The following is a 4,370-nucleotide window of genomic DNA, read 5'->3' as shown; positions in this document are numbered from 1 at the left end:
GACCGCAGGAGCACTAGCCTCCTCCCCTTCCCCGGTCAGCAACGCAATCGCCGCCCCGACCTTGACCCCCTCGCATCCCTCGGGAACCAGGATCTTGGAAATCACGCCCTCGTCGACCGCCTCGAATTCCATCGTCGCCTTGTCGGTCTCGATCTCGGCCAGCAGGTCGCCCGACTTGACCGTATCGCCCTCCTTGACCAGCCATTTGGCTAGCGTTCCCTCCTCCATCGTCGGCGAGAGGGCGGGCATCTTGAGCTCGGTCGGCATGGGCAATCCCTCGGGCGGAACGGTTGACCGAGCCAAAGCCCAAGCCTCTCCCCTGGTCAAGGGGACCGCTTGCAACCCGGCCCCGTTTGTGTGCAGCTTCATGGCCATGGATGAAGCTGGCCCGCCCAAACGCACCTATCTGGTAGTGATCGACGACAGCGCCGAGGCGCGCGTCGCGTTGCGCTTCGCCGCCCGCCGCGCCGCCAAGACCGGCGGCATGGTCGAAGTGCTGGCGATCGTCGAGCCGCAGGACTTCGTCCAGTGGGGTGGAGTCCAGGCGGCGATCGAGGAAGAGCAGCGCCTGCGGATCGAGGCCAGCGTCGCAGCCTCGGTCGGCGAGATCATGGAGGCGGCGGGCATCCAGCCGGTCATCGCCGTGCGCTCGGGCGACCCGGTGCAGGAAGTGCGCGGCTTCATCGGCACCCGCCTCGACATCGCCGCGCTGGTGCTGGGCGCGAGCGGCAGCGGTCACCCCGGCCCGCTCGTTGCCGATTTCACCGGCCATGATTCGGGCAAGCTGCCCTGCCCGGTGATGATCATTCCCGGCAGCCTCGACGAGGAACGGCTCGAGGTGCTGAGCTAACCGCCTGCTACCTCGGCCGTCTCGTCGATCTCCGTGCCTTCCGTCACCCTGCTGGCTGGTTGACCGGTGCAGCATTCTTGGCAGTGGCGATTCCGCACTGCCCCTGCTCCATCGGAATCTGCTTGGTGATGCGGCTCGCATTCTCCGCGTAGGCCTCGGTCACCGATCCGTGATTGACCGTCTTGCCGCGCAAGGGACTGACATTTTGGCAGATGTGGAAGACATGGGGCGTAGCAGACTTCTTCGCGCCGCCCTCCGGAGCGATCCAGTAGACAACGTCCAGACCGGCAGGGTGTGCGGCATCCTTCGTGGCGTCGGCGACCGTCTTGGAATCGCGGGCGATGTCCTGCGCCTGGGCGGCAACTTCCGGCGAACAGGCCGTGGTGGGCTGGGCCGCTTTGATCTGCGCTGCGCAGCTGTTCATGTCCGTGGTATATTGCTCGACCGACGGCGGGTTCCAGCTGACCCCGATCAGCGTCGCGACCACCGCCAGCACGGCCCCGACCCCGCCGGCGATCTTCTTGTTCTTCGGGTCCATGTCCTTGTCCATGAAGATCAGGACAATCAGCGGGAGGAAGGCGATCAGCGTGATGATCGCACCGAGCTGGTTCTGAAAGAAGAATTTGGCAGTGTCGGACGCGCGCGCCGGATCCTGCTTGTTGGCCGCCTTCCACATCAAACTGCCGGCAATCGCGAAGACTGCGATCCCGACCAGGATGCCGATCAGCAGCGGGAGGTTCCCGTGGTCGAACTTGTGCTGACGCAGCAGGATGATCCCGGCGACCTCGCCGCCAATCGCAACGATCCACGCGAGCGCCGCAAAAATGCGGAGGCGCTTGGCGGCCGATTGCTGGCCATGCGTCGCCCGCCATTCCTTGGTGACGTCGACTTCTGCCGCTGGCTTTTCGTCGGACATCTTCACATTCCCCTATCCACGCTTGAGCTCTATGGATACGAGTGGCCGACACAGCAGTCAGGATCAACCCTGATACGATAAGAATTGCTCTTTATGGCGTTGAACGGTTAGCGGCCAGCTCGGTCGTCGCAATCACCGGGAAGGGAGCATGATGATATGGGTTGGTATCTCTCGGGTGTCCATGATTTGACCAACGAACCTGCCGCAGCGGTCGTCGCCGAAGACGTCACTCAGTCCCCCACCCGCGCCATCGCCAGGTCAGTCGGTCGCCAGTTCGGCAATCAGCTGATCCTCGGCATCCTCGGCGGATTGTTCCGGGGGCGCTGAGCGTGGCCGCGCCCGACGTCACCGAGCTGGAAAAAGCCTGGCGCGCTGCGCTGCTGGCAAAGGACAAGGACGCGCTACGGGCGATGATCCACCCTGAATTCGAGCTGGTCGCGGTGCGCCCGTCCGGCCCGGTATCAGTCGATCTCAAGGCATGGCTGACGGCACTCGACGGGATGGATATCGCCGCCCTCGAGTCGCGCGTGATAAAGCAGGTCGCTGTCGGCAGCACCATCGTCGCGACGATCGAGGCCTGCTGGAAGGTCCGTTATCGTGGCCAATGCGTCGACGAACGTGTGCTGCTTACCGACGTCTGGGTCGAGCAGGATGGTCGTTGGCAGGTGCTCCGCCGTCATTCGAGCTTTCTCCCGTCTACGGCCGCATCGCGCAACGGAGCGCCCTCATGACCCTCCAGCAGACCGACTGGACCGCCGCCGCCGAGGCCGCCCATGGCGAAACCATCGCGCTGCGCCGAGCGATCCACGCCGATCCCGAGCTCGGCCTCGACTGCCACCGTACCACCGCCAAACTCAAGGCCGCGCTCGCCGGCCTGCCGCTCGACATCCGCGACAGCCGGCGCACCTCCGGCTTCATCGCCCGGCTCGAAGGCGGCAAAGGTCGCGGCCGCACCGTCCTGCTGCGCGGCGACATGGACGCCCTGCCGATCCACGAAAATACGGGTGCCGACTTCGCCAGCCGCGTCGCCGGCCACATGCACGCCTGCGGCCATGACACTCACTCGGCGATGCTCGCCGCCGCCGCTCGCATCCTGTGCGCCCGCCGCGACGACATCGCCGGCACCATCCTGTTCATGTTCCAGCCGGGGGAGGAGGGCGAGCATGGCGCTCGCCACATGATCGAGGAAGGACTGCTCGACGACCCCGCGCCCGACGCGGCGTTCGCCATCCACGTCTTCCCCAACGTCCCCGGCGGCCTGATCGCCTGCCGCGTGGGCGCGCTGCTCGCCTCGACCGACAAGGTCATGGCCACGATCCGCGGCAAGGGTGGCCACGCGGCCATGCCGCACGATGCGATCGACCCGATCCCAATCGCCTGCGAAGCGGTCCTCGCGCTCCAGTCGCACGTCGCCCGCCGCGTCCCCGTAGCCGATCCCGCAATTCTGTCGATCACCAGGATGACCGCTGGCGACACGCATAATGTCATCCCCGACACGGTCGACCTACTCGGCACGCTGCGCACGCTCAGCCCCGAGCGGCGCGACGCCATGCACGCGGCGTTCGAGCGCATCGTCAAGGGCATCGCCGACGTCCATGGCGCGACCGCCGACGTGTCGTTTGACCAAGGCTATCCGCCAACCATGAACGACCCGCGCGCCGTCGCGCTCATCGAGCGCATCGCGGCCGACCTGTTCGGCCCGGCCGCCTATCACACCATCCCCGCGCCAATCATGGGCGGCGAGGATTTCTCCTACGTGCTGCAGCAGGTCCCCGGCGCGATGGCCGTCCTCGGCGTCGCCCCGCCCGACGGCGATCCCGCCTCCCGAGCCCCGATCCACAACGCAAAAATGCACGTCGACGAGGCATCGCTGGCGCGTGGCGTCGCCCTCCACTGCGCCTTCGCAACGCGCTTTCTCGATGAGGGCTGGGCATGACGGAGAGCAGCTTGACCACCAATCCGATCCGCGAACTGACCCTGCGGGGGGTCCTGCTCGGCGCGGTCATTACCGTCCTGTTGACTGCTGCCAACGTCTATCTCGGGCTGAAGATCGGCATTACCTTCGCCACCTCGATCCCAGCCGCGGTCATATCCATGGCCGTCCTGCGCAACTTCTCCGGCGCAACGATCCAGGAGAACAACATCGTCCAGACCATCGCCAGCGCGGCCGGCACGCTGAGCGCAATCATCTTCGTCCTGCCCGGCCTGATCATGGTCGGCTGGTGGACCGGCTTTCCCTTCTGGCTGTCGACTGCGGTCATCGCCGTCGGCGGCATCCTCGGCGTGATGTATTCGGTCCCGCTGCGCCGCGCGCTCGTCACCGGTTCCGACCTGCCCTATCCCGAAGGCGTCGCCGCCGCCGAAGTGCTCAAGGTCGGCATGGGCGAAGGCGGCGCAGCCGAAAACAAGCGCGGGCTGGCGATGATCGTCAGCGCCTCGGTCGTCTCCGCCGCCTATCAGCTGCTGACCTACATGGGCCTCGTCACCGGCGACGCCGCCCGCACCTTCCGCATCGGCAGCGAAAGCGCGACCAGCGTCTCCGCCTTGATGTCGATGGCGCTGATCGGCGTGGGCCACCTTGTCGGCATCGCGGTCGGCATCGCC

Annotated in this window: 7 protein-coding genes; 5 read left to right on the top strand and 2 right to left on the bottom strand. The window is 66.3% G+C overall.

The window, feature by feature from the left end:
• Positions 1–267: biotin/lipoyl-containing protein (locus RMN84_RS06840; protein WP_309611436.1), on the bottom strand; the 267-nt coding region annotated here is incomplete at its 3' end.
• Between the two features lie 100 nt (positions 268–367).
• Between RMN84_RS06840 and RMN84_RS06835 the strand changes: the two genes are divergently transcribed.
• Positions 368–850 carry a universal stress protein gene (locus RMN84_RS06835; RefSeq protein ID WP_309611435.1) on the top strand — a complete coding sequence of 161 codons (483 nt, stop codon included), beginning with the start codon at positions 368–370 and terminating at the stop codon, positions 848–850.
• Positions 851–893: 43 nt separating this feature from the next.
• Here the strand turns inward: RMN84_RS06835 and RMN84_RS06830 are convergent, their stop codons facing one another.
• Positions 894–1,766 (bottom strand): hypothetical protein, encoded by an 873-nt coding sequence (locus tag RMN84_RS06830; RefSeq protein WP_309611434.1) that lies wholly within the window; start codon positions 1,764–1,766, stop codon positions 894–896.
• A gap of 156 nt (positions 1,767–1,922) precedes the next feature.
• Between RMN84_RS06830 and RMN84_RS06825 the strand changes: the two genes are divergently transcribed.
• The 4 genes from RMN84_RS06825 to RMN84_RS06810 form a co-directional block, all read left to right on the top strand.
• On the top strand, positions 1,923–2,093 hold the full coding sequence (locus tag RMN84_RS06825; protein ID WP_309611433.1) for a hypothetical protein: 171 nt from the start codon (positions 1,923–1,925) through the stop codon (positions 2,091–2,093).
• A 2-nt stretch (positions 2,094–2,095) separates the two neighbouring features.
• Positions 2,096–2,497, top strand: coding sequence for a nuclear transport factor 2 family protein (locus tag RMN84_RS06820; protein ID WP_309611432.1), 402 nt, complete (start codon positions 2,096–2,098; stop codon positions 2,495–2,497).
• Positions 2,494–3,702 (top strand): M20 family metallopeptidase, encoded by a 1,209-nt coding sequence (locus RMN84_RS06815; protein ID WP_309611431.1) that lies wholly within the window; start codon positions 2,494–2,496, stop codon positions 3,700–3,702. The genes RMN84_RS06820 and RMN84_RS06815 overlap by 4 nt, the downstream gene beginning before the upstream one ends.
• Before the next feature lie 26 nt (positions 3,703–3,728).
• On the top strand, positions 3,729–4,370 hold a 642-nt coding region (locus tag RMN84_RS06810), incomplete at its 3' end, for an OPT family oligopeptide transporter (RefSeq protein WP_405051455.1).

Origin of the sequence: Sphingomonas sp. (assembly GCF_031380695.1) — a bacterium.
Classification (GTDB): domain Bacteria; phylum Pseudomonadota; class Alphaproteobacteria; order Sphingomonadales; family Sphingomonadaceae; genus Sphingomicrobium.
The sequence above is the reverse complement of the archived record's forward strand: the minus strand, read 5'-3'. Positions and strand labels throughout refer to the sequence as shown.

Excerpts from the sequence above, each read along its gene's own strand:
- RMN84_RS06835 (WP_309611435.1), top strand. The coding sequence starts at position 368 with ATGGCCATGGATGAAGCTGGCCCGCCCAAACGCACCTATCTGGTAGTG.
- RMN84_RS06815 (WP_309611431.1), top strand. The coding sequence starts at position 2,494 with ATGACCCTCCAGCAGACCGACTGGACCGCCGCCGCCGAGGCCGCCCAT.
- RMN84_RS06825 (WP_309611433.1), top strand. The coding sequence starts at position 1,923 with ATGGGTTGGTATCTCTCGGGTGTCCATGATTTGACCAACGAACCTGCC.
- RMN84_RS06830 (WP_309611434.1), bottom strand. The coding sequence starts at position 1,766 with ATGTCCGACGAAAAGCCAGCGGCAGAAGTCGACGTCACCAAGGAATGG.